The organism is Kitasatospora sp. NPDC059812 (assembly GCF_042732075.1).
In the GTDB taxonomy this organism is placed as follows: Bacteria; Actinomycetota; Actinomycetes; order Streptomycetales; family Streptomycetaceae; genus Kitasatospora.
The window spans coordinates 74,724-99,499 of sequence record NZ_JBHWIO010000023.1 but is presented as its reverse complement, the minus strand read 5'-3'; the positions used below and the strand labels follow the sequence as shown (position 1 = coordinate 99,499).

Annotated in this window: 15 protein-coding genes; 12 read left to right on the top strand and 3 right to left on the bottom strand. The window is 73.7% G+C overall.

Features of this window, described 5'->3' with window-relative positions; genetic code table 11:
* Window positions 1-123 precede the first annotated feature (123 nt).
* Window positions 124-687: an acetate uptake transporter gene (locus tag ACFV6D_RS14955; protein ID WP_063349313.1), complete on the bottom strand. Its 564-nt coding sequence runs from the start codon at window positions 685-687 to the stop codon at window positions 124-126.
* Window positions 688-991: 304 nt separating this feature from the next.
* Window positions 992-3,553: a SpoIIE family protein phosphatase gene (locus ACFV6D_RS14950; RefSeq protein ID WP_380559938.1), complete on the bottom strand. Its 2,562-nt coding sequence runs from the start codon at window positions 3,551-3,553 to the stop codon at window positions 992-994.
* A 570-nt stretch (window positions 3,554-4,123) separates the two neighbouring features.
* Here ACFV6D_RS14950 and ACFV6D_RS14945 point away from each other — a divergent pair.
* The 9 genes from ACFV6D_RS14945 (at window position 4,124) to ACFV6D_RS14905 (ending at window position 17,373) form a co-directional block, all read left to right on the top strand.
* On the top strand, window positions 4,124-8,632 hold the full coding sequence (locus tag ACFV6D_RS14945) for a hybrid sensor histidine kinase/response regulator (protein WP_063351394.1): 4,509 nt from the start codon (window positions 4,124-4,126) through the stop codon (window positions 8,630-8,632).
* Between the two features lie 294 nt (window positions 8,633-8,926).
* Entirely contained in the window at window positions 8,927-9,565 is a 639-nt protein-coding gene (locus tag ACFV6D_RS14940; RefSeq protein ID WP_063351395.1) for a response regulator, read from the top strand.
* A 146-nt stretch (window positions 9,566-9,711) separates the two neighbouring features.
* Window positions 9,712-12,399 carry a DNA translocase FtsK gene (locus ACFV6D_RS14935; RefSeq protein ID WP_380559936.1) on the top strand — a complete coding sequence of 896 codons (2,688 nt, stop codon included), beginning with the start codon at window positions 9,712-9,714 and terminating at the stop codon, window positions 12,397-12,399.
* A 263-nt stretch (window positions 12,400-12,662) separates the two neighbouring features.
* Window positions 12,663-13,526 (top strand): RodZ domain-containing protein, encoded by an 864-nt coding sequence (locus ACFV6D_RS14930; RefSeq protein ID WP_363374410.1) that lies wholly within the window; start codon window positions 12,663-12,665, stop codon window positions 13,524-13,526.
* A gap of 117 nt (window positions 13,527-13,643) precedes the next feature.
* On the top strand, window positions 13,644-15,137 hold the full coding sequence (gene rimO / locus ACFV6D_RS14925; RefSeq protein ID WP_380494239.1) for a 30S ribosomal protein S12 methylthiotransferase RimO: 1,494 nt from the start codon (window positions 13,644-13,646) through the stop codon (window positions 15,135-15,137).
* Window positions 15,134-15,772 carry a CDP-diacylglycerol--glycerol-3-phosphate 3-phosphatidyltransferase gene (gene pgsA / locus ACFV6D_RS14920; RefSeq protein WP_380494237.1) on the top strand — a complete coding sequence of 213 codons (639 nt, stop codon included), beginning with the start codon at window positions 15,134-15,136 and terminating at the stop codon, window positions 15,770-15,772. Before rimO ends, pgsA begins: the two co-directional genes overlap by 4 nt.
* A 32-nt stretch (window positions 15,773-15,804) precedes the next feature.
* Entirely contained in the window at window positions 15,805-16,281 is a 477-nt protein-coding gene (locus tag ACFV6D_RS14915; RefSeq protein WP_380377605.1) for a CinA family protein, read from the top strand.
* Window positions 16,282-16,661: 380 nt separating this feature from the next.
* Window positions 16,662-17,030 carry a helix-turn-helix domain-containing protein gene (locus ACFV6D_RS14910; RefSeq protein ID WP_049660741.1) on the top strand — a complete coding sequence of 123 codons (369 nt, stop codon included), beginning with the start codon at window positions 16,662-16,664 and terminating at the stop codon, window positions 17,028-17,030.
* A gap of 55 nt (window positions 17,031-17,085) precedes the next feature.
* Window positions 17,086-17,373 carry a hypothetical protein gene (locus tag ACFV6D_RS14905; protein ID WP_380377579.1) on the top strand — a complete coding sequence of 96 codons (288 nt, stop codon included), beginning with the start codon at window positions 17,086-17,088 and terminating at the stop codon, window positions 17,371-17,373.
* A gap of 77 nt (window positions 17,374-17,450) precedes the next feature.
* On the opposite strand, the gene ACFV6D_RS14900 is transcribed toward ACFV6D_RS14905, so the two are convergent.
* Entirely contained in the window at window positions 17,451-22,184 is a 4,734-nt protein-coding gene (locus tag ACFV6D_RS14900; protein ID WP_380559934.1) for an ATP-dependent helicase, read from the bottom strand.
* A 172-nt stretch (window positions 22,185-22,356) separates the two neighbouring features.
* Between ACFV6D_RS14900 and ACFV6D_RS14895 the strand changes: the two genes are divergently transcribed.
* Genes ACFV6D_RS14895 through ACFV6D_RS14885 form a run of 3 tightly spaced genes read left to right on the top strand, consistent with a single transcriptional unit; the run spans window position 22,357 to window position 24,769 of the window.
* Window positions 22,357-23,934 carry a S8 family serine peptidase gene (locus ACFV6D_RS14895; protein ID WP_380559932.1) on the top strand — a complete coding sequence of 526 codons (1,578 nt, stop codon included), beginning with the start codon at window positions 22,357-22,359 and terminating at the stop codon, window positions 23,932-23,934.
* Between the two features lie 53 nt (window positions 23,935-23,987).
* Window positions 23,988-24,578 (top strand): GNAT family N-acetyltransferase, encoded by a 591-nt coding sequence (locus ACFV6D_RS14890; protein ID WP_363374392.1) that lies wholly within the window; start codon window positions 23,988-23,990, stop codon window positions 24,576-24,578.
* Complete coding sequence (locus ACFV6D_RS14885) at window positions 24,575-24,769, top strand: DUF3046 domain-containing protein (RefSeq protein ID WP_063349322.1); 195 nt, start codon at window positions 24,575-24,577, stop codon at window positions 24,767-24,769. The genes ACFV6D_RS14890 and ACFV6D_RS14885 overlap by 4 nt, the downstream gene beginning before the upstream one ends.
* Window positions 24,770-24,776 lie beyond the last annotated feature (7 nt).

Genomic DNA, 24,776 nt, shown 5'->3' with positions numbered 1-24,776 from the left:
TGTGGGGGTGGGTGTGGGTGGCGTCCTGGGGGGGGGTGTGTTGTGGGGGGGGGGGGGTGGCGTGTGCTCTGGGGGCGCGCCCCCCCCCCCCCCGGTACGCCGCGGCGGATCAGCCGCAGCGGGTCATTTGACCGGCAGGGCGATCCTGCCCCAGGAGCCGTTGCTGAGCGCGGAGGTGGCCCAGTACCAGGCGGTGAGCCCGGAGACGGCCGCGACCCAGCCGGCGAACTTGGCGAGGCCGCTGTAGCCGCCGAAGACGGCGATGGCGTTCAGCAGCAGGGACAGCGTGAGCAGGCCGTAGACGGCGCGGCTGAACAGGCCCGCGCCCCAGCTGGCGGCGGTCAGGGTGAGGGCGAGCAGGGCCCAGAGCAGGAGGAACAGGCCGGCGGCGTTCTTGCCCGCCCCGCCGGCCGTCGACCAGGTCGCCCAGAAGGCGCCGAGGCTGGTGAAGGCCGTTCCGGTGAAGCCCTCGCCGCCGCGGAGCTGCCACAGGCCCGCGATGAAGAGGGTGACTCCGCCGACCAGATGGGCGAGGTGTGCCGCGTCCCCGACCCCGGTGCCGCTGAAGACGCCGGTGGAGAGCAGGCCGTAGGCGAGCAGTGTGAGGCCGAGTGCGAGGTAGCCGAGGTTACCCGCGTCGGCTCCGGTGGAGCGGGCGTTCGTTGCCCCGGTAGCTTCGTTGCTCACCGGAGGCTCCTTTCACTTTGGGCGCGCGCAGGGCGCAGTCAACGCAGTGGTGTGGTCCGATGAGGTGGATGCGCGCGACCGCGCCGAGGGCGCACGGCTGGAGCGTGCGCGGGCTGCGGTCAGAAGTGATGGGTCGGCGGGAGAGCCGCCGGTCCTGTCCCCGCCGGGGGATTCCCCGGTGAGATCGGTGTACCCGGACGTACTCGCTTGTACCCTTGTGAATATAACAATTTGTGACGATGTCAGCTGTGGAACGCTCAGGGCCGACCGGGGAGCCAGGGGCTGACCGAGAGGCGGTGTCGGCTCACGAGGCGCGCTGGGTCGGCACCCGCAGGGTCAGGATGGCCATGTCGTCGGACGGCGGTTCCGGGGCGAAGCGCTCGACGGCGCGCTGCACCCGCATCGCGACCGCCCCGGCGGTCAGGCCGGTACAGCCCGTGAGCACCTCGGCGAGGCCGTCGTCGCCCAGCATCCGGCTGCCCTCGCGGCGTTCGGTGACGCCGTCGGTGACGCACAGCAGGACCTCACCGGGGGAGAGCACCAGGCGCTCGGCGGTGAGGTCGAGGTCCTCCATGACGCCGAGCAGCGGCTGCGGGGTGGCGGCCCGGTCGACCTGGCCGTCGGTGCTCAGCCGGAGCGGCAGCGGGTGGCCGGCGCAGACCAGGGACAGTTCGATGCTGCCGTCCGGGCGGGGCGTCAGTTCGCCGTAGAGCAGGGTGAGGAAGCGGCTGCGCGAACCCTCGTCCAGGATGGCCGCGTTGAGGCGGCGGAGCACCTGCGGTGCGTCCAGGCCCTCGCGGGCGAGCAGGCGCAGCGAGTGCCGGGCGAGGCCGGTGACCGAGGCGGCCTCGGGGCCGGTGCCGCAGACGTCGCCGATGGCGAAGCCGTAGGTGCCCTCGCGGATGGTGAACAGGTCGTAGAAGTCGCCGCCGACCTCGTTGCCCTCGCCGGCGGCCTGGTAGTAGACGTCGACCTCGACGCCCGGGATCTCGGGCAGGTCCGGCGGCAGCAGGCTGCGTTGCAGGGCCTGGCTGGTGGCGGTGCGCTCGGAGTAGAGGCGGGAGTTGTCGAGCGCGAGGGCGGCCCGGCGGGAGAGGTCCTCGGCGAGTTCGAGGATCTCCTGGCGGAACCGGACGCCGGCCGGGACGCCGAGCGCGAGCAGGCCGATGACCCGGTTGCGGGCGGTCAGCGGCAGGACGACGGTCTCGCCGAGCAGTCCGGCGAGTTCGGGGCTGTCGGTGAGGCCGCCGGCGGCGGCGGTCTCGGCGGGCGCCGACCAGAAGCGGACGCCGTGGGTCGGGCCGGCGTCGGGGGCCGGGGTCTTGTCGAGCAGGTCGCGCAGCGGGTCGATCCGGTCCTCGTCCTCGTGCAGGACGAAGGCGAGGCCGGCCGCGGCGCCGTGGTCGCCCTTGGTGTAGACGGCGCACCAGGAGGCGAGGGTGGGGACGGCCATCTGGGCCATCAGGGCGAGGGTCTGCTCGTGTTCGAGGGTGCCGGCGAGCAGGTCGGAGGCCTCGACGAGGAAGGACAGCGAGCCCCGGCGGAGTCGTTCGAGCTCGGTCAGCCGGGTGCTCTCGACGGCGAGGGCGACCCGGTCGGCGGCGAACTGCAGCCGCAGGGCGTCCTCGTTGTCGTAGCGGCCGGGTGCGGCGGTGGCGATGCCGAGTGAGCCGATCAGCCGGCCCTCGACCTTGAGCGGGACGGTGACCAGGGAGCGCATGCCGCTGCCGGTGAGCAGGGGCAGGCCGGTCGGGCGGGAGGTGAGGTCCTCGTGGACGGAGGGCAGCCGGGCGGAGTCGTAGCGGCTGCCGGTGTCGACCGGGAAGCGGGTGTGCCGGCGGTGTCCGGAGGTGAAGCCGGTGGCGGCGCGGACCTCGAACTCGGTCTCGTCGTCGGTGGTCAGCAGCAGGTACGCGGCGTCGGCGTCGAGCAGGTCGCGGGCGCGTTCGACGGTGCGCTGGAGCAGGGTGTCGAGGTCGTCGGTGGCGACCGGGCCGGCCAGCAGGTCGAGCCGGGGGCCGGTCGGGTCGGAGCGCTCGCCGGGCAGGGCGCGGGCGGGGGAGCGGAGCACCGCGCGGTCGGGTTCGAGGACGAGCAGGCAGAGGGTGGAGGGGACGCCCTCGGTGTCGCGTACGCGGACCTGGACGCCGTACACCTCGACCTCGTGGCCGTCCGCGCGGCGGACGCCGTAGCCGCCCTCCCAGCGGGCCAGCCGCAGGGTGTCGGCGAGGCCGAGGCCGCGGCCGGCGGACTGCGGCCAGACGGCGAGGTCGGCCCAGGGGCGGCCGAGGACGGTCGTGGCGGGGTACTGGAAGAGCGCCTCGGCGTCCGGGTTCCAGGCGAGGACGCGGCCGTCCTCGTCGAGCTGGACGACGGCGACGTGCACCGGGCCGGGGCCGCTGGGCAGGTCGCTGCCGGGGGTCGCGGGGACGGCGTAGCGGGTGCCGGCCACGGGGGCGGGCAGGGTGAGCCGGAACCAGACGGTCTTGCGCCCGGCCGCGTACTCGACGCCCCAGCGCTCGGCGAGGGCGGAGCACATCAGCAGGCCGCGGCCGCCCTCGCCGTCGGGGTCGGCGTAGCGGTCGGAGGCGGTGACGGGGCCGTCGCCGAGGGAGGGCAGGCCGCGTTCGGGGTGGTGGTCGGTGACTTCGATCCGGACGGTGCCCTCCTCCCGCAGGCAGCACACCTCGGCGGCGGTGCCGGCGTGGACGACGGCGTTGGTGACCAGTTCGCTGACCAGGACGACGGCGTCGTCGACGACCTCGGGCAGACCCCAGCCGAGCAGCGCGTCCCGTACGAAGCCCCGGGCGGCGGCTGCGGACCGGCCGTCGGGGTCGAAGGTGGCGGCTGCGCGCGCGGTGACCACGTTGCCACTTCTCCTCTGCTGCTCTGGCCTTGACTGTCCGGGGCGTGGCGCCGACTCCCGGTGCGTGCCGCCGGGGTGGCGGCGCTGGGTCGGGTCATGGCCCGGTGCAGCGCTCCACCCTACTTTCCGCTTGGTTCCCCGTGGGGACGGGGCGTTGAAACAGGCACCTGAGAGTGATTCTGCCCACCTGTTTCGGACGGTCGGCTACCAACCGGGCGCAACCGGCCGTATACCCGGCGCCGGTGCTGCCAGACTGGGGGGTCCGCGACGGCCGGTCGGAGCAGTACGGTCGATGCGGGTGCCGGTGTGCCGTGTGGGGCGCCGGTACGCAGCCCGACCGGGCCGGTGCCCCGGTGCGTGCCGTACCGGCACGGACGGTCACCGGAAAGTTCACGATGTGGGAGGGGCCCGTTGAGTTCGGCCACCAAGGACGCAACCGGTACGACGCCGCCCGTTCCGCGCGGTGGGCGGTCCGGGACCGCGCCGCGGAACGCGGCCGGCCGGCGAGTGAGCCACAACCGGGGGGCGGAGCCGGCCGAACTGCGGAAGCTGCTGGCCGCGCTGACCGCGATGCGGGACGGCAACTTCCGCCGCCGGCTGACGGTTCCGGGGGACGGTCCGCTGGCGGAGATCGCCGCGGTGTTCAACGAGGTCGCCGAGCGCAATCAGCACCTGACCGGGGAACTGGCCCGGGTGCGGCGGGCGGTGGGCCGCGAGGGCCGGCTGAACGAGCGGCTGGAGACCGGCGCGGGCGAGGGCGCCTGGATGGCGGCCGTCGACAACTGCAACGCGCTGATCGACGATCTGGCCCGTCCGATGGCCGAGGTGGGCCGGGTGCTCTCCTCGATCGCCGAGGGCGACCTGGACCAGAAGATGGAGCTGCGCTCGCTGCACAGCAACGGGGTGAGCCACCCGCTGCGCGGCGAGTACCTGAAGATCGGCCGGACCGTCAACGGGCTGGTGGACCAGCTCTCGGAGTTCACCGACGAGGTGACCCGGGTGGCCCGCGAGGTGGGCACCGAGGGCAAGCTGGGCGGCCAGGCCAAGGTCCGCAGTGTGTCCGGCAGTTGGAAGGACCTGGCGGATTCGGTCAACACCATGGCCGGCCGGCTGACCGCGCAGGTGCGCAACATCGCCCAGGTGACCACCGCGGTGGCCAAGGGCGACCTGTCCCGCAAGGTCACCGTCGAGGTGGCCGGCGAGATGCTGGAGCTGAAGAACACCGTCAACACGATGGTGGACCAGCTGAACGGGTTCGCCGCCCAGGTCACCGGGGTGGCCAGGGACGTGGGCACCGAGGGCCGGCTCGGCGGTCAGGCGCAGGTGCCGGGCGTGGCCGGGGTCTGGCGGGACCTGACGGACTCGGTGAACTTCATGGCCGACAACCTGACCGGCCAGGTGCGCAACATCGCCCAGGTGACCACGGCGGTGGCGCGCGGGGACCTCTCGCAGAAGATCGAGGTGGACGCGCGCGGCGAGATGTTGGAGCTGAAGAACACCATCAACACGATGGTCGACCAGCTCTCCGGCTTCGCCGAACAGGTGACCAGGGTGGCCCGCCAGGTGGGCACCGAGGGGCGGCTCGGCGGTCAGGCGCAGGTGCCCGGGGCGGCCGGGGTGTGGCGCGACCTGACCGACAACGTCAACTTCATGGCGAACAACCTCACCGATCAGGTGCGCAACATCGCGCAGGTGACGACCGCGGTCGCCAAGGGCGACCTGTCGCAGAAGATCCAGGTGGACGCGCGCGGGGAGATCCTGGAGCTGAAGAACACCATCAACACGATGGTGGACCAGCTGGGCGCCTTCGCCGACGAGGTCACCAGGGTGGCCCGGGACGTCGGCACCGAGGGCATCCTCGGCGGTCAGGCGAGCGTGCCCGGGGTGTCCGGGACGTGGAAGGACCTGACCAACAGCGTCAACCTGATGGCCAACAACCTGACCAGCCAGGTCCGCAACATCGCCGAGGTGACCACGGCGGTGGCGCGCGGCGACGTGTCGAAGAAGATCACCGTCGACGCCCGGGGCGAGATCCTGGAGCTGGTGACGACCGTCAACACCATGGTCGACCAGCTGTCGGCGTTCGCCGACGAGGTGACCCGGGTCGCCCGCGAGGTGGGCACCGAGGGGATCCTGGGCGGCCAGGCGCGGGTGCGCGGGGTGTCGGGGATCTGGAAGGACCTGACCGACAACGTCAACTTCATGGCGTCCAACCTGACCGGGCAGGTCCGCAACATCGCCGAGGTCGCCACCGCGGTGGCCCGCGGCGACCTGTCCAAGAAGATCACCATCGAGGCGCAGGGCGAGGTCGCCGCCCTCGCCGGGACCTTGAACACCATGGTCGACCAGCTCTCCTCCTTCGCGGTGGAGGTGACCAGGGTGGCCCGCGAGGTCGGCACCGACGGCACCCTGGGCGGTCAGGCGAGCGTGCCGGGCGTGGCCGGCATCTGGAAGGACCTGACCGACAACGTCAACCTGATGGCCAACAACCTCACCGGCCAGGTCCGCAACATCGCGCTGGTGATCACGGCGGTGGCCCGCGGCGACCTCTCGCAGAAGATCGACGTCGACGCGCGCGGCGAGATCCTCCAGCTCAAGACCAGCATCAACACCATGGTCGACCAGCTGTCGGCGTTCGCCGACGAGGTCACCCGGGTCGCCCGCGAGGTGGGCACCGACGGGCGGCTCGGCGGCCAGGCCCGGGTGCCCGGCGTGGACGGCACCTGGCAGGACCTCACCGAATCGGTGAACGAACTGGCCAACAACCTGACCCGGCAGGTGCGCGCGATCGCCCAGGTCGCCACCGCCGTGACCAGGGGCGACCTGAGCCTGCGGATCGACGTGGACGCCGCGGGGGAGCTCGACGAGCTCAAGGACAACATCAACCAGATGATCGCCAACCTGCGCGAGACCACCCGCACCAACCAGGAGCAGGACTGGCTCAAGACCAACCTGGCCCGGATCTCCGGCCTGCTCCAGGGCCGCCGGGACCTGGAGGCCGTCGCCTCGCTGATCATGACCGAGCTGACCCCGGTGGTCTCCGCCCAGCACGGCGCCTTCTTCCTCGCCCAGCCGGCCGGCCGCACCGCCGAGCTGATCACCGAGGACGACGACGAGAACGACACCGTCCTGCGGCTGATCGGCAGTTACGGCTACCAGCGGCGCGCGATGCCGACCACCTTCCGGCCCGGCGAGTCGCTGATCGGGCAGGCCGCGGTGGAGAAGCGGGCGATCATCCTCAAGGAGGCGCCGCCCGGATACCTCAAGATCGCCTCCGGCCTCGGCGAGGCCTCGCCGGCCCACATCGTGGTGCTGCCGGTGCTGTTCGAGGGCCGGCTGCTGGGCGTGATCGAGCTGGCCACCTTCAGCTCCTTCACCACCGTCGCGCTGGACTTCCTCAACCAGATCGCCGACCTGATCGGCGTCACCGTCAACACCATCAGCGTCAACACCAAGACCGAGGGCCTGCTGCTGGAGTCCCAGCGGCTCACCGCCGAACTCTCGATGCGATCCGCCGAGTTGGAGGCGCGCCAGGAGGAACTGGAGCGCACCAACGAGGAGTTGCAGGAGAAGGCCGAGCAACTCGCCCAGCAGAACCGCGACATCGAGATCAAGAACAGCGAGATCGAGGAGGCCCGGCAGGTCCTGGAGGAGCGCGCCGAGCAGCTCGCCCTGGCCTCCCGGTACAAGAGCGAGTTCCTTGCCAACATGTCGCACGAGCTGCGCACCCCGCTCAACTCGCTGCTGATCCTGGCCAAGCTGCTCTCCGACAACAACGAGGGCAACCTCTCGCCCAAGCAGGTCGAGTTCGCCGACACCATCCACGGCGCCGGCTCCGACCTGCTCCAGCTGATCAACGACATCCTCGACCTCTCCAAGGTCGAGGCCGGCAAGATGGACGTCCGCCCGGCCCGGATCGCCCTCGTCCAGCTGGTCGACTACGTCGAGGCCACCTTCCAGCCGGTCGCGCTGGACAAGAACCTGGACTTCGCCGTCCGGGTCTCGCCCGCCCTGCCGGTCACCCTGCACACCGACGAGCAGCGGCTCCAGCAGGTGCTGCGCAACCTGATCTCCAACGCCGTCAAGTTCACCGACGCCGGCGCGGTCGACTTCTCGATCTCCCCGGCCGGCGCGGAGGTCCCGCAGCACGTGCGCGAGCGGCTGCTGGAGTCCGGCTCGATCAAGGACCCGGACGACGAGCTGATCGCCTTCGCGGTCTCCGACACCGGCATCGGCATCCCCGGCAACAAGCTGCGGGAGATCTTCGAGGCGTTCAAGCAGGCCGACGGCACCACCAGCCGCAAGTACGGCGGCACCGGGCTCGGCCTGTCGATCAGCCGCGAGATCGCGCGGCTGCTGGGCGGCGAGATCCACGCCGAGAGCGAGCTGGGCAAGGGCTCCACGTTCACGCTCTACCTGCCGCTGCGCACCGAGGCCCCGGGCGCGACCCAGGTCGAGCGCCCGGTCGTGTCGAGCGTCCCGACGCTGCGCGCCTCCGTCGGCGTGACCCCGATCGGGGTGCCCGTGCCGGTCGGCGAGAACCCGGCCGACCACTGGGCCCAGGAGGTCCGCGAGCTGGCCGAGGAGCGCCGCCGCGGCGCGGTGGAGCGACGGCGCAGCGCCGCCCTGGACGCCGCCGCCGGGGCCCGCCCGGTGGAGCCCGCCCCGCCCCGCCCCAGCCGCAGCGACGTGCGCTTCGACGGCCAGCAGGTGCTGATCGTGGACGACGACGTCCGCAACGTGTTCGCCCTCACCAGCGTGCTGGAGCAGCACGGCCTGACCGTCCTGTACGCCGAGAACGGGCGCGAGGGCATCGAGATGCTGGAGCAGCACGAGAACGTGGCGCTGGTCCTGATGGACATCATGATGCCGGAGATGGACGGCTACGCGACCACCGAGGCGATCCGCCGGATGCCCCAGTTCGCGGGCCTGCCGATCATCGCGCTGACCGCGAAGGCGATGAAGGGCGACCGGGAGAAGTCGCTGGAGGCGGGCGCCACCGACCACATCACCAAGCCGGTGGAGACCGACCACCTGCTGGCGGTGATGCGCGAGTGGCTGCGGGCGGACCGCGCGTAGCGCCAGGGGAGGGCGCGAACTCCGGGGCGGGCTCCGGGGTTCGCGCCGTCCGGTGGGCCGGTTTGCTGGCGGTCGGGCCCGGGAACCCGGTAGGGTCACCGATCGTTGCGAACAGTGACCGGACGGCGACACGCTGCTGAGCGTGCGCCGGAGCACTGGCCGCGCGCCGCTCCGGATCGGGTCACGACGGAGCGATGTGCCGGGCGAGGGGGTGCGGCTAGCATGACCGGGGTAGCGGTGGGCAGGACGCGAGTGCCATCACCGGGCGGCAGGCAGGCGACAGGAGGGCGAGCCCTGATGCAGAAGGCGAAGATCCTCCTGGTCGACGACCGACCGGAGAACCTGCTGGCGCTGGAGGCGATCCTCTCCGCGCTGGACCAGACGCTGGTGCGCGCCGTCTCCGGCGAGGAGGCGCTCAAGGCGCTGCTCACCGACGACTTCGCGGTGATCCTGCTGGACGTCCAGATGCCCGGGATGGACGGCTTCGAGACGGCCGCCCACATCAAGCGCCGCGAGCGCACCCGGGACATCCCGATCATCTTCCTGACCGCGATCAACCACGGCCCGCACCACACCTTCCGCGGCTACGCGGCCGGGGCCGTGGACTACATCTCCAAGCCCTTCGACCCGTGGGTGCTGCGCGCCAAGGTCTCGGTCTTCGTCGACCTGTACGTGAAGAACTGCCAGCTGAAGGAGCAGGCCGCGCTGCTGCGGCTGCAACTGGAGGCGGGCGGCGGCGAGCCGCCCCTGGGCGGGGCGCTGCTGGGCGAGCTGTCCGCGCGGCTGGCGGCGGTCGAGGAGCAGGCGGAGGCGCTGGGCAAGCAGCTGGACGGCGTCGAGGACGCCGGGGTGGCGGCCACCGCGGCGCACCTGGAGCGCAAGCTGGCGGGGCTGCGCCGGGCCCTGGACGCGCTCCGGCCGGGAACCGCGTAACCGGTCGGCGGGGTTCACTCCTGCGGGTGAATTTCTGGCGCGGCCGGGTGAAACCGGGTCAGCGTGACGGTGTGTCTGCGACACGTCCCTGAGCCCCGGCTCGGGCACATGTGCACTGGTGGCCCACCCCGGTAGGCTGCTGACCCATGGCCACTCGTACGCCCGGAAGCGCGGCACGCAACCCGAGTCCGGGACCGTCCAAGAAGGCCGCGGCGAAGGCCCCGGGCAAGCCGCCCGCGAAGAAGGCGGCGGCCAAGAAGGCGGCCCCGGCGAAGAAGGCGGCGGCCAAACCGGCCCCGCCGTCCCCGCCGCCGCCCAAGCCGATACTCTTCCGGGCCGTCCGGGCCGTCTGGCTCGGCGTGGCGAACAGCATCGCCGCGATCTTCCGGGGCTTCGGCGACGGGGCCAAGAACCTCCACCCGGCCCACCGCAAGGACGGGCTGGGCCTGCTGCTGTTCGCACTCGCGCTGGTGACCGCCGCCGGCACCTGGTTCAGCCCGCAGGGCTGGCTGGGCGAGGCGGCCACCGCCGTGGTGTCCGGGCTGTTCGGGCGGCTCGACGTGCTGGTGCCGTTCCTGCTGGCCGGGATCGCGGTCCGGCTCTGGCGCCACCCGGAGCTGCCGGAGGCCAACGGCCGGATCATGATCGGCCTGAGCGCGCTGCTGGTCGGCGTCCTCGGCCTGGTGCACATCGGCTGTGGCGCGCCCATGATGGGCAGCGGCGCCTCGCGGATAAGGGTGGCCGGCGGGATCATCGGCTGGGCCGTGTCCACCCCGATGATGGCCGCCGCCGGGCCGGCGCTGGCCGTGCCGCTGCTCCTGCTGCTGTCCTTCTTCGGCCTGCTGGTGGTCACCGCCACCCCGGTCAACCGCATTCCCGAGCGACTGCGGTCGGCCGGCGTGCGGCTCGGCGTGGTGGAGCCCGGGCCGGAGGACGAGCTGCGCGAGGGGCGTACGCCGGAGCGCGACCTGTCCACCGAGCCGCCCGAGGACGCGGACCCCGCCGCGCTGCCGTTCACCGTGGGCAGCGAGGACCCGGGCGACGAGGTGGCCGCCCGCCGTCGGCGCCGCCGCCGCAAGCCGGCGGACGACGAGGACCAGCCCGACGCCGTCCGGGTGTCCCTGGACAAGGAGCCGCTGGACCCGTACGCCACCCGCGACCTCGCCGCCGGCGCCGCCGCCGACCTGGACGGGGCACTGGTCTACGGCGTGCCCGCCTCCTCGGCGGTGGCGAACATGATGCACCAGGTGCAGGACCGCACCGCCCCGCCGGAGGAGGCCGCCGTCCCGGCCGCCCGCAGCGCGGGCCCGGGCGCGCCCGAGGAGCACGGCCCGGCCCCGGTGCGGATGGAGCAGCTCCAGCTGGCCGGCGACGTCACCTACGCGCTGCCCCCGCTCGACCTGCTGGAGCGCGGTGGCCCGGCCAAGGCCCGCAGCGCCCTCAACGACGAGGTGGTGGCCCAGCTCAGCAGCACCTTCGCCGAGTTCAAGGTGGACGCCAGGGTCACCGGCTTCACCCGGGGCCCGACGGTGACCCGCTACGAGGTCGAGCTCGGCCCGGCCGTCAAGGTGGAGCGGATCACCGCGCTCGCCAAGAACATCGCGTACGCGGTGGCCAGCGCCGACGTGCGGATCATCAGCCCGATCCCGGGCAAGTCCGCGGTCGGCATCGAGATCCCCAACCGGGACCGCGAGATGGTCAACCTCGGCGACCTGCTGCGCTCGCGCACGGCCGCCGAGGACACCCACCCGATGGTCGTCGGCATGGGCAAGGACGTCGAGGGCCAGACCGTGATGGCCAACCTCGCCAAGATGCCGCACATCCTGGTGGCCGGCGCGACCGGCGCGGGCAAGTCGTCCTGCATCAACTGCCTGATCACCTCGATCCTGGCCCGGGCCACCCCGGACGAGGTCCGGATGGTGCTGGTCGACCCCAAGCGGGTCGAACTGACCGCGTACGAGGGCATCCCGCACCTGATCACGCCGATCATCACCAACCCGAAGAAGGCCGCCGAGGCCCTCCAGTGGGTGGTCCGCGAGATGGACCTGCGCTACGACGACCTCGCGGCGTTCGGCTTCCGGCACGTGGACGACTTCAACGCGGCGGTGAAGGCCGGCACGGTCACCCCGCCGCTCGGCAGCGAGCGCGAGCTGACCCCGTACCCGTACCTGCTGGTGATCGTCGACGAGCTGGCCGACCTGATGATGGTGGCGCCGCGCGACGTCGAGGACTCGGTGGTCCGGATCACCCAGCTGGCCCGCGCGGCCGGCATCCACCTGGTGCTGGCCACCCAGCGGCCCTCGGTGGACGTGGTCACCGGCCTGATCAAGGCCAACGTGCCGTCCCGGCTGGCCTTCGCGACCTCCGCGATGGCCGACTCCCGGGTCATCCTGGACCAGCCCGGCGCGGAGAAGCTGATCGGCAAGGGCGACGCGCTGTTCCTGCCGATGGGCGCCGGCAAGCCGATCCGCCTCCAGGGCGCGTTCGTCACCGAGGCGGAGATCGCCGCGGTGGTGCAGCACTGCAAGGACCAGCTGACCGCCGTCTACCGGGACGACGTGACGGTCGGAGGCGGGGCCAAGAAGGAGGTCGACGAGGAGATCGGCGACGACCTGGACCTGCTGATCCAGGCGGCCGAGCTGGTGGTCTCCACCCAGTTCGGCTCGACCTCGATGCTCCAGCGCAAGCTCCGGGTCGGCTTCGCCAAGGCGGGGCGGCTGATGGACCTGATGGAGTCGCGCGGGATCGTCGGGCCGAGCGAGGGCTCCAAGGCCCGCGACGTCCTGGTGAAGCCGGACGAGCTGGACGGGGTGCTGGTCGCCCTGCGCGGCTGACGACCCGCGCCTGCGACGAGTGTTCACCCGTTCGGAGGAGGGTAGGCGCGTGAAGGGGAACCGAACGCCCGTACGCCGCGTCACAGGCCGGAAAGCGAACCCCCCGGGTTCCCCGCGCGGGCCCGCTGACGGCCGTTCAGCGGGGTGCCGGGCACCCGTCGGGGCGGGCGCGCGCATTCGGGCCTGTTCCGCTTGAGAAACGATCCGCCCGCGCCCCTAGACTGTTCCCCAGCAGGTGGCCATCCGCTCGAAAGGCGTGCCCCGTGACCATCGGCAAGTCCCCCGACCGCGAGAACGCCCCGTCGTCCGTCGAGCCGACCGACGACGCGGTGCAGGCGGCCGATGCCCCGAGCATCGGCCGGGTGCTGTCCACCGCCCGGATCGAGGCCGGGCTCACGGTGGACCAGGTGAGTACGGCGACCCGGGTCCGGGTGCCGATCGTCCACGCCATCGAGGAGGACGACTTCGGCCGCTGCGGCGGCGACTTCTACGCCCGCGGGCACATCCGCGCGATCGCCCGCGAGGTCGGCGTCGACGGCGAGGCCCTGATCGCCCGGTACGACGCCGCGCACGGCGGCTCGCCCGCCTCCAAGCGGCCGACCCAGCTGATCGACAGCGGCCCGATCAAGGTGCCCGGCCGCGGCCGGCCGAACTGGGCGGCGGCCATGGTCTCCGCGATCGTCGTGGTGGTCGTCCTGATCGGCTTCAACCTGGTCAGCGGCAAGGACGGCCACACCGGCACCGGCTCCGCCAGCGCGCCGCTGCCCAGCGGCTCCGGCACCGGCTCGGTCGCCTCCGTGCCCTCGCCCACCGTGCAGCCGCCGGCGCCCGTGCCGAGTGCGGCCGCGATCGCCGCCGTCCCGGCCGACAAGGTCACCGTGAAACTGGTCGCCGAGGGCAGCACCAGCTGGGTGTCCGCGGTGGACGGCAGCGGGAAGTCGCTGTTCCAGAACAACATCAGCGACGGCCAGGACCAGACCTTCACCGACCCCAAGCAGATCAAGCTGGTGCTCGGAAACGGCGGGGCCGTGCACGCGTACGTCAACGGCAAGGATCTCGGCCTCCTCGGCAAGGACGGCCAGGTGGTGCACGTCACGTACACCCCCGGCGATCCGCAGGCGGGCTGACCACAGGCCTGCGGAGGCCCTGGAGAGCGGCCCTGCGGCCTGGCGAAGATCTGGTAATCCGAGGCGCGCGGCCTCCGGGGCGAACGGCACCGGAGGCCGCGCGTTAATCTTGGCCCTATGCCTGAACGCCGTACTGTCGCCCTTGTCACGCTCGGATGCGCCCGCAACGAGGTGGACTCCGAGGAACTCGCCGGGCGACTGGAAGCCGACGGCTGGTTGCTCGTCGACGACGCCGCCGAAGCGGACGTCGCCGTCGTCAACACCTGCGGCTTCGTCGAGGCCGCCAAGAAGGACTCCGTGGACGCCCTGCTGGAGGCCAACGACCTCAAGGGGCACGGCCGCACCCAGGCCGTCGTCGCGGTCGGCTGCATGGCCGAGCGCTACGGCAAGGAGCTCGCCGACGCCCTGCCCGAGGCCGACGGCGTGCTCGGCTTCGACGACTACTCCGACATCTCCGACCGCCTCCAGACCATCCTCTCCGGCGGCCACCACGCCCCGCACCTCCCGCGCGACCGCCGCAAGCTGCTGCCGATCAGCCCGGCCGAGCGGCAGTCCGCCGCCGAGGCCGTCGCGCTGCCCGGCCACGGCGCCGCCGAGGCCCCGGCCGAGCCGATCACCGACCTGCCCGAGGGCCTCGCCCCGGCCTCCGGCCCGCGCACCCTGCGCAAGCGGCTCGACGACAACCCGGTCGCCTCGGTCAAGCTCGCCTCCGGCTGCGACCGGCGGTGCTCCTTCTGCGCCATCCCGGCGTTCCGCGGCTCCTTCATCTCCCGCCGCCCCTCCGACGTGCTGCACGAGGCCCAGTGGCTGGCCGAGCAGGGCGTGCGCGAGGTCGTCCTGGTGAGTGAGAACAACACCTCGTACGGCAAGGACCTCGGCGACATCCGGCTGCTGGAGACGCTGCTCGGCGAGATCTCCGCGATCGAGGGCGTCGAGCGGGTCCGGGTCTCCTACCTGCAGCCCGCCGAGATGCGCCCCGGCCTGATCGACGCGATGACCGGGACCACGGACGTGGTGCCCTACTTCGACCTGTCCTTCCAGCACTCGGCGCCCGCCGTGCTGCGCCGGATGCGCCGCTTCGGCTCCACCGACCAGTTCCTGGACCTGCTGAAGACCATCCGCGACCGGGCCCCGGAGGCCGGCGCCCGGTCCAACTTCATCGTCGGCTTCCCCGGCGAGACCGAGGCGGACTTCGCCGAGCTGGAGCGCTTCGTCACGCACGCCGGGCTGGACGCGATCGGCGTCTTCGGCTACTCCGACGAGGACGGCACCGAGGCCGCGACCTACGACGGCAAGCTGTCCGAGGACGTGATCGCCGACCGGCTGAACCGGCTCAGCCGGCTGGCCGAGGAGATGACCGCCCAGCGGGCCGAGCAGCGCGTCGGCACCGAGGTCGAGGTCCTGATCGAGTCCATCGAGGACGGCGTGGTCGAGGGCCGGGCCGCCCACCAGGCCCCCGAGACCGACGGCCTGACCACCCTCACCGGCGTCGAGGACCCGCAGATCGGCCAGTTCCACCGGGCCAAGGTGGTCGCCAGCGAAGGCGTCGACCTGATCGCCGAGGCGCTGGAGCCGGTCCGGGTCCGTCAGGCCCCGGGAGCCGGGGAATGACCAAGGGGCCCGGCGCCCCGGCCGCGGCCCATCCGGGCAGACCGCCGGCCGCGGTGTCGCCGGCGCCGGCTGTCTGGAACATCGCCAACATGCTCACGATGCTCCGGCTGCTGCTGGTGCCGGTCTTCGTGTCGCTGCTGTTCGCCGACGGCGGGCACGACCCCAAGTGGCGCTCGGTCGCCTGGGCGTCGTTCGCCATCGCGATGATCACCGACCTGTTCGACGGCGAGCTGGCCCGGCGCAAGGGCCTGGTCACCGACTTCGGGAAGATCGCCGACCCGATCGCCGACAAGGCGATCATGGGCTCGGCGCTGATCGGCCTCTCGCTGCTCGGAGACCTGCCCTGGTGGGTCACCGCGGTGATCCTGGCCCGCGAACTCGGCATCACCCTGATGCGCTTCTGGGTGATCCGCTACGGGGTCATCCCGGCCAGCCGAGGCGGCAAGATCAAGACGCTGACCCAGGGCATCGCGGTCGGCATGTACGTCCTGGAGCTGACCGGCTGGCTGGCCACCGCCCGGGCCGTGCTGATGGCCCTGGCGGTACTGCTGACCATCGGCACCGCGCTGGACTACGTCGGACAGGCGCTGCGCATGCGCCGCGAGGGACTGGCCGCGGAGCGCGCGGGCCGGTGAGCGACGGGGGAGACCGGGTGACGGAGCACGAGCTGGCGGTACGGGCGCACGAGGCGCTGCGCGCCAGGGGCGGCACGCTGGCCGTCGCCGAGTCGCTGACGGGAGGGCTGCTCGCGGCCGCCCTGGTCGACGTCCCCGGGGCGTCCGCGACCTTCCGGGGCTCGGTCACCGCGTACGCCACCGAGCTGAAGGCCTCGGTGCTCGGCGTGGACGAGGGGCTCCTGGCGGTGTACGGGCCGGTCCACCCGGTGGTGGCGGGGCAGATGGCCGAGGGCGTGCGCCGGCTGCTGGGGGCCACGTACGGGATCGCGACGACCGGGGTGGCCGGGCCGGACCCGCAGGACGGGCAGCCGGTGGGCACCGTACACCTGGCGGTCGCCGGTCCGGAGGGAACTCTGGTCAGTTCGCCCCGGCTGTCGGGCGGGCGTGCCAGAATCCGTCACGGGGCGGTGACCGCCGCTCTGGAGCTGTTCGTCGGGCGGCTCCGGGCCGGTACGCCCACGACCTGAACCCCGCGGGGCCCGCACCCGGGCGTCCCGCAGCCCGTTGGAGGCGCCGCGGAGGCGTGGTGGAGCCCCGATCGCGGCGATCTCCACCGAACCGAGATCCGCCGATCCGGTCCGCGGGCATGGCACAGCTGGAGGATCGTGTTACATCCAAGGGCCTGGTTGGGCAGAAACCAGGTGGCGAACGAGTTGCGTGACGGTGGCCGGGCGGTCCGCGAGGGGTACCACGAGGGGCCCGCGGACCCGGAAACGACACCGGAACGAGGAGGGGGACGGCCTTGCAGCCCAGAGTGAACACGACCAGGGTCCCCGCACGCGAAGCGGGCAAGGCGGTACGGTGGGGTCGTGACATCTCGATCCGCAGTCCGAGGAGGGAGGCACCGATGATCCTGCTTCGTCGCCTACTGGGCGATGTACTGCGTCGGCAGCGCCAGCGCCAGGGCCGCACACTCCGCGAGGTGTCGGCGGCAGCCAGGGTTTCGCTCGGTTACCTCTCCGAGGTCGAGCGGGGACAGAAGGAGGCCTCCTCGGAGCTGCTCTCCGCCATCTGCGACGCGCTCGACGTCCGGATGTCCGAGGTCATGCGCGAGGTCAGCGACGAACTGTCGCTCGCTGAACTTGCGGCGATGGCCACCCTCTCCGAAGGTGATCTGCTGAGGCCGGTACTCGAACCGGTTCCGCTGCCCGCCCCCGGCACCGACCGGGCGAACATGTCGCCCAAGGCCGCCGCGATGGACGTGGTCGCCGCCTGAACCCGGCCTCGACTCCCGGGCTCCTGGTGCCCGGGGCGAGCGAAGGAGGGCGGTCGTGCGGAGATCCGCGACGGCGTGCACGGAGGCTCGAATACGGCTGCGGCTACTGATACCGTGGCCGGCCCGCCGGGTCCTGGTGATCCTGACGGCAGGGCTGGTCTGGTGGCTGCCGGCGGTCCGGGGACAGTTGGCCGACGGCGCCGTGCTGGGACTGCTCGCGGCCGGCGGCTGGGGACTCGGCCTGATCCCGGTCCACGCCGACCGGAACGCCACCGGGCCGCAGCGGCGCCCGTCAAAGGAGGCCGTGGCCCGGGTGGCGGCGCAACCGCCGACGGTCGGCTGAGCCACTCGAACGGGTGATACGAGCGAACGAAGGCCGCGGGGCACCGGATGCCCCGCGGCCTTCGGCGTCGGCGGACCTCAGGAGGACCGCAGGCGCAGGCCGCGCGGGGTGGCGTGGAAACCGGCCTCCTCCAACGCGGCGCCCAGCGCCGAGCCGAGGGCCGGCTCGCCGTTCGCCCGCTCGACCGTGACGCTGCCGAGCGCACCCTCGCGGACCGCGGCCGCCAGCGCGCCCACCGCCAGCGCCCGGGTGGCGCCGTCCTCCGGCCAGGCCAGCAGCGACTTGCCGCCCCGCTCGACGTACAGCGCCAACTCGCCGTCCACCAGCACCACCAGGGCGCCCGCCTTGCGGCCCGGGCGGTGCGCCCGGGCCTCCTTGGCTCCGGGGACCGTCGGCGGCTCCGGCCAGGGCAGTGCGGAGCCGTAGGCGTTCGCCGGATCGGCGGCGGCCAGCACCAGCACCTGCGGCGGCTCGGTGGCCGGGGCGGCCGGCCACTCGGCGGCCCGGGCCCGCTCCAGCCGGCCGTTGACCGAGCGCAGCCGGTCGGCCGCGCCCTCCATGGCGAACTGGGCGCCGCCCAGCCCCTCGACGAAGTAGCCCCGGCGGGCCCGGCCGCGCTCCTCCATCGCGGCGAGCACCCGGTACACCCCGGCGAAGCCGCCCGGCACCCGCTCGGCCGCCACCGCGCCCCGGGTGACCAGGCCGTGCCGGTCCAGCAGGCTCTGCGCCTGGGTGGTGGCCCGGACCGTCGGGTCGGTGGTGAAGGCGGGCAGCAGCGACCAGCGCCCGGCCACCGTCGGCGGGCCGCCGCGCAGCGCGCCGCCGACCCGGCCGAAGGCGCGGCCGGCGCCGCCGTAGCGGCCGCGCGGGGTCGCCCGGGGCACGCGGTGGGCGGTGGCACCGGCCGTCCGGCCGGAACCGAGCAGGGCGCGCAGCGGGGCGAGGGTGTCGTTGGTGACGTACCCGGCCCAGACGAGGTCCCAGAGCGCCTCGACGATCTCCGGCTCCGGGGTCTCCTCCGGCAACTGCTGGACCAACTGGCGGAAGAACAGGCCGTAGCCGCCGGCCAGCGCCGCCAGCAGCGCGCTGTGCACGGGGGTGAGCGCGGGCGGGACGGGCTCGGGGCGCAGCAGGTGGGCGTGCTCGGCCAGGTGCAGGCTGAGCCAGCCGTCCTTGCCGGGCAGCGCGCCGGCCCCGCACCAGCCGATCTCGCCGGCCGCCGTCAACTCGTCCAGCAGGCCGGGGGAGTAGCCGGTGAGCCGGGCCGGGAGGATCAGCTTTTCCAGGGCGGAGGCGGGCAGGGCGGTGCCCTGGAGCTGTTCGACCACCCGGAGCAGGCCGTCCGGGCCGCTCAGCCGGTGGCCGGCCAGGTGCTGCCACTGCGGGAGGAACGCGGCCAGGGCGCGCGGCGGGACGGGTTCGACCTCCTGGCGCAGGGCGGCCAGCGAGCGGCGGCGCAGCCGGCGCAGGACCTCGGCGTCGCACCACTCGGTGGTGGTGTGGTCGGGAGGAGTGGTGCCTAGCGCCTCCGGCGAAGGGGGCCGGCGGGCGACGGGTGGGCGGAACTGGCCCTGGACCAGGCGGCCGGCGGCGGTGAGCCGGTGCAGGGTGCCGGTGACGACGGCGGTGCCGAGGCCGAAGCGGGCGGCCGCCTCGGCGGCGGCGAACGGGCCGTGGGTGCGGGCGTAGCGGGCGAGCAGGCCGCCCAGCGGATCCTTGACCGGCTCGGTGAAGGCCTCGGGGACGCCGACCGGCAGCGGGGTGCCGAGCGCGTCGCGCAGCCGCCCGGCGTCCTCGACGGCGGACCAGCGCCGCTCGCCGGCGATCCGGACCTGGATCACCCGGCGGGCGGCCTCCAACTCCAGGGCCCAGAGCGGCTCGGCGCCGCGGGCCGCCAACTCGGCCTCGGTGAGCGGGCCGAGCAGGCGCAGCGCGTCGGCGACACCCTCGGCGTCCTTGATCCGGCGCTCGGGGGTGAGGCGCTGGAGCTCGGCCTCCAACTCGGCGAGCACCTGCGGGTCGAGCAGTTCGCTCAGCTCGGCCTGGCCGAGGAGTTCGGACAGCAGCCGGGAGTCGAGCGAGAGGGCGGCGGCGCGGCGCTCGGCGAGCGGGGAGTCCCCCTCGTAGAGGAACTGGGCGACGTAGCCGAACAGGAGGGAGCGGGCGAAGGGCGAGGGCTCGGGGGTGGTGACCTCGACCAGGCGGACGGCGCGGGATTCGAGGTCGCCCATCAGCTCGACCAGGCCCGGCACGTCGAAGACGTCCTGGAGGCACTCGCGGACGGCCTCCAGGACGATCGGGAACGAGCCGTACTCGGAGGCGACTTCGAGCAGTTGGGCGGCGCGTTGGCGCTGCTGCCAGAGCGGGGTGCGGCGGCCGGGGCTGCGGCGCGGGAGCAGCAGGGCACGGCCGGCGCACTCGCGGAAGCGGGAGGCGAACAGGGCCGAGCCGCCGACCTGGTCGGTGACCAGCTGCTCGATCTCGGCGGCGTCGAACAGGGCGGCGTCGGCGCCGACCGGGGCCTCGTCCGAACCGGACCGCTCCGGGGGGCTGTTGAAGTCGAAGTCGGCGGCGAAGAGGTCGGCGTCCGGCAGGCGCAGCACGATGCCGTCGTCGGCGTGCATGACCTGGGGGTCGAGGCCGTGCTTCTCGCGCAGCCGGGCGCCGAGCGCGAGCGCCCAGGGGGCGTGCACCTGGGCGCCGAAGGGGGAGTGGATGACGATCCGCCAGTCGCCGAGCTCGTCCCGGAAGCGCTCGACGACGATGGTGCGGTCGTCCGGGAGGTGGCCGGTGGCGGCGCGCTGCTGGGCGAGGTAGTCGAGCAGGTTGGCGGCGGCCCAGTCGTCCAGGCCGGCCCGGTGCAGCCGGGCGGTGGCGGCCGCGGGCTGCAGGGCGCTCAGCTCGCGGGTGAACGCGCCGAGGGCGCGGCCGAGTTCGAGCGGGCGGCCGAGGGTGTCGCCCTTCCAGAACGGGAGCCGGCCGGGCACGCCGGGGGCGGGGGTGACCAGCACCTTGTCGTGGGTGATCTCCTGGATCCGCCAGGAGGTGGTGCCGAGGGTGAACACGTCGCCGACGCGGGACTCGTAGACCATCTCCTCGTCGAGCTCTCCGACCCGGCCGCCGCCCTTCTTGGGGTCGGCGCCGGCGATGAAGACGCCGAACAGGCCGCGGTCGGGGATGGTGCCGCCGGAGGTGACGGCGAGCCGCTGGGCGCCGGGGCGGCCGGTCACGGTGCCGGCCACCCGGTCCCAGACCACCCGGGGGCGCAACTCGGCGAAGGCGTCCGAGGGGTAGCGGCCGGCCAGCATGTCGAGTACGGCCTCGAAGGCGGACTGCGGGAGGGTGGCGAAGGGCGCGGCGCGGCGGACCACGGTGAGCAGGTCGTCCACCGGCCAGGCGTCCAGCGCCGTCATCGCGACCAGTTGCTGGGCGAGCACGTCCAGCGGGTTGCGCGGGACGCGCAGCGCTTCGATCCGGCCGGCCCGCATCCGCTCGGTGACCACGGCGGACTGCACCAGGTCCCCGCGGTACTTGGGGAAGAAGACGCCGGTGGAGACGGCGCCGACCTGGTGGCCGGCCCGGCCGACCCGTTGCAGGCCGGAGGCGACCGAGGGCGGGGACTCGACCTGGACGACCAGCTCGACGGCGCCCATGTCGATGCCCAGTTCCAGGCTGGAGGTGGCGACCACGGCGGGCAGCCGGCCGGCCTTCAACTCCTCCTCGACCAGCGCCCGCTGCTCCTTGGAGACCGAGCCGTGGTGGGCGCGCGCGATGACCGGCGGGGCGCCCTTGGCGACGCCGGACTCGGCCATCAGCTGGGCGGGGGAGTGCGCCTCGGGCAGCGGCTCACCGGTGGCCCGTTCGAGGGCGATCTCGTTCAGCCGGTTGCACAGGCGCTCGGCGAGGCGGCGGGAGTTGGCGAAGACGATGGTCGAGCGGTGCGCCTGCACCAGGTCGACGATCCGCTCCTCGACGTGCGGCCAGATCGACGCCTGCCGCTGCGGGTCGGCGTCGGAGGAGGCGCCGGTGGCCGGGGCCGCGGGCAGGTCGTCCAGGTCGGGGACGGGGACGACCACCGACAGGTCGAACTCCTTGGCGGCGGCGGGCTGGACGACGACGGCGCCGCGCTGCGGGCTGAGGTAGCGGGCCACCTCCTCGACCGGGCGGACGGTCGCGGACAGGCCGATCCGGCGGGCCGGGCGCTCCAGCAGTTCGTCCAGCCGCTCCAGGCTGAGCGCGAGGTGGGCGCCGCGCTTGGTGCCGGCGACGGCGTGCACCTCGTCGAGGATCACCGTGTCGACGCCGCGCAGCGCCTCCCGGGAGGCGGAGGTGAGCAGCAGGAACAGCGACTCGGGGGTGGTGATCAGGATGTCCGGCGGGTGGGTGGCGAAGCGGCGGCGGTCGGCGGCGGGGGTGTCGCCGGAACGGGTGGCGACCTGGACCTCGGGCTCGGGCAGGCCGAGCCGGACGGCGGCCTGGCGCAGGCCGGTCAGCGGGGCGCGCAGGTTGCGCTCGACGTCCACCGCGAGGGCCTTGAGCGGTGACACGTACAGGACCCGGCAGCGGCGCTTGGGGTCCGCCGGGGGCGGGGTGCTGCTCAGCCGGTCCAGGGCGGAGAGGAAGGCGGCGAGCGTCTTGCCGGAGCCGGTGGGGGCGACCACCAGGACGTCGGTGTCCTGCCGGATGGCGCGCCAGGCCTCGGCCTGGGCGGTGGTGGGGGCGGAGAAGGCGCCGGTGAACCAGGCCCGGGTGGTCGGGGCGAATCCGGCCAGGGGGTCGTCGTTCGGCGGGGTCGGGTGCGGGGGCGCCATGCCCCCATGGTGCCGGGTGGCACCGACAACCGGGGTGGGGGAGCGGAGGTCGCACGGGTGTGGTGAGCATGGGTGTAGTTAAAGGAGCAAAAAGGCAAATCCGCTCATATGGTGATGAATCAGGCCAGTGACCCACCCCCGACCCACCGGACCGACGAGCGGAGACCGTGCGATGGCGCAGGTGAACCCGTCCGGCGGTCCCGCCCGTGCCGCCCGCCGCCGCGTCCGCGGGCCCGCCCGGGCGCTGCTCGCGATGCTGCTCACCGCACTCGTGGTCGGCGGCGCCGTCCCGTACGTCTCCGGATCCGGCCGGCCCTACCTCAGCTACCTGGTGCTCGCCGAGCAGGAGGACGCCGCCGGGGCCGCCCTGGCCGGGGCCGAGAGCCGGGCGGCGGGCGGGCAGGTGGTCCAGGAGTACCCGCAGATCGGGGCCGTCCTGGCGTACGCCACCGGCGGCTTCGCGGGCACGCTGCGGGCCCGGCCCGGGATCGCCGCCGTCGGCACCACCCGGACCGAACCGGTGGTCGCCCCGCCCCGCCTGCTGGACGGCGCCGGGGACTTCGCCGCCGGTACCGACCGCGCCGACCGCGCCGGCCGCAGCAGCACCGATCACGCCCGTCGCAGCACCGACAGCGCCCGGCGCGACAGCACCGACCGGCAGGACGGCGGCACCGTCACGGTGCCCGATCCGAGCGAGGGCGACCCGTGGAACCTCGCCATGCTCGGCGGCGCCGGCGCCCGGGCCGGCGACACCTCCACCGGGATCCGCGGTCCCGCCGGCGCGCCGACCGCCGACGCACTGCACAAGGTGCTGGTCGCGGTGCTCGACTCCGGCGTCGACGACACCCACCCCGACCTGCGCGCCGCCGTCGACCCGAAGGCCTCCGTCTCCTGCGCCGACGGCCGGCCCGACGCCCGCTCCGGCTCCTGGCGGCCCGACCCCGGGGTCAGCGAGAGCGGCCACGGCACCCATGTCGCCGGGATCGTCGGCGCCACCCGGGACGGCCACGGCATCACCGGGGTCGCGCCGGGCGTGCGGATCGCCGCCGTCCGGCTGCTCGGACCGCTCGGCCAGTACTACGCCGAGAACATCGTCTGCGGCATGCTCTGGGCCGCCGACCACGGCGCCAAGGCGATCAACAACAGCTACTTCGCCGACCCGTGGAAGTACAACTGCCCGGAGGACCAGGACCAGGCCGCGCTGATCGCCGCCGTCGGCCGGGCCTCCGGCTACGCCCAGCGCAAGGGTGCCGTCGTGGTCGCCTCGGCGGGCAACGACGGGCAGGACCTCGGCGCCACCCGGACGGACGAGCGCAGCCCCAACGACCGGGTCTCCGGCCCGGCCCGCTCCCGCTACCTGGGCACCGAGTGCATCCGGCTGCCCGGCGAACTGCCCGGCGTCGTCACCGTCACCGCCGTCAACCGGGACGGCCGCCCGTCCGGCTATTCGAACTACGGCCGCGGCCGGGTCTCGCTGGCCGCCCCCGGCGGCGACCCGGACAGCGGGCCGCAGGGCGCGATCGTCTCCGACTGGCCGGGCGGGCAGTACGCGGCACTGGCCGGCACCTCGATGGCGGCGGCGCACGTCACCGGCGCGGTCGCGGTGGCCGCCGCCCTGCACCCGGACTACGGCTCCGGCCCGCTCGCCGCCCTGCTCGCCGGCACCGCGGCGGCCGCCTGCCCGCCCGGGCCGTACGCCTGCGGGGCCCGGCAGTACTTCGGTGCCGGGCTGCTCGCGCTGCCGCGCTGAGGCGGGCGGAAAACCGGGTGACGCCGCCCGGGCGGGTCGGTGAGGATCGGGGCGTGACCGTCTTCCTCACCACCGAGCGGCTGGTGCTGCGCCGCTTCACCGCAGCGGACGTCGACCACCTGGTCGAACTGGACGGCGACCCGGAGGTGATGCGCCACCTCACCGGCGGGCGGCCGACCGCGCGGGAGCAGGTCGAGGGCGAACTGCTGCCGCTGTACCTCGCGCACTACCGGCGGTACGGCGACCTCGGCTGGTGGGCGGCCGAGGAGCGGGCCGGCGGGGCCTTCCTGGGCTGGTTCGAGTTCCGGCCGACGCGGGACGGCGACCGCTCCGAGGTCGAACTGGGGTACCGGCTGCGCCGGGCCGCCTGGGGGCTCGGGTACGCGACGGAGGGGGCGCGGGCGCTGGTCCGCCGCGGCTTCACCGAACTGGGCGTGCGGCGGGTGGTGGCGTACACGATGACGGTCAACGCGGGCTCGCGGCGGGTCATGGAGAAGACCGGGCTGTCGTTCGTCCGCACCTTCCACGAGGACTACCCGGAGGCGATCCCCGGCAGCGAGCACGGCGAGGTCGAGTACGCGCTGACGGCCGGGCAGTGGCGGGCCCCGGACGGCGCCGCGCGGTCCGGGATACTGGAGCCATGAGGCTGACGGAGTTCTGGCGACGGATGCACGCGCACTTCGGGGAGACGTACGCGGAGTCCTTCGCCTCCGACCATGTGATGAGCGAACTCGGCGGGCGGACGGTGCGGCAGGCACTGGAGTCGGGCTGGGAGGCCAAGGACGTCTGGCGGGTGGTCTGCGAGACCCAGGGCGTCTCCGGCGTGCTGCGCTGACCACCGC

Bases quoted from the DNA above. Each gene is read 5' to 3' on its own strand.
- ACFV6D_RS14945 (WP_063351394.1), top strand. From the start codon at position 4,124: ATGCGGGACGGCAACTTCCGCCGCCGGCTGACGGTTCCGGGGGACGGT.
- ACFV6D_RS14895 (WP_380559932.1), top strand. From the start codon at position 22,357: ATGGCGCAGGTGAACCCGTCCGGCGGTCCCGCCCGTGCCGCCCGCCGC.
- pgsA (WP_380494237.1), top strand. From the start codon at position 15,134: ATGACCAAGGGGCCCGGCGCCCCGGCCGCGGCCCATCCGGGCAGACCG.
- ACFV6D_RS14885 (WP_063349322.1), top strand. From the start codon at position 24,575: ATGAGGCTGACGGAGTTCTGGCGACGGATGCACGCGCACTTCGGGGAG.
- ACFV6D_RS14910 (WP_049660741.1), top strand. From the start codon at position 16,662: ATGATCCTGCTTCGTCGCCTACTGGGCGATGTACTGCGTCGGCAGCGC.
- ACFV6D_RS14900 (WP_380559934.1), bottom strand. From the start codon at position 22,184: ATGGCGCCCCCGCACCCGACCCCGCCGAACGACGACCCCCTGGCCGGA.
- rimO (WP_380494239.1), top strand. From the start codon at position 13,644: ATGCCTGAACGCCGTACTGTCGCCCTTGTCACGCTCGGATGCGCCCGC.
- ACFV6D_RS14935 (WP_380559936.1), top strand. From the start codon at position 9,712: ATGGCCACTCGTACGCCCGGAAGCGCGGCACGCAACCCGAGTCCGGGA.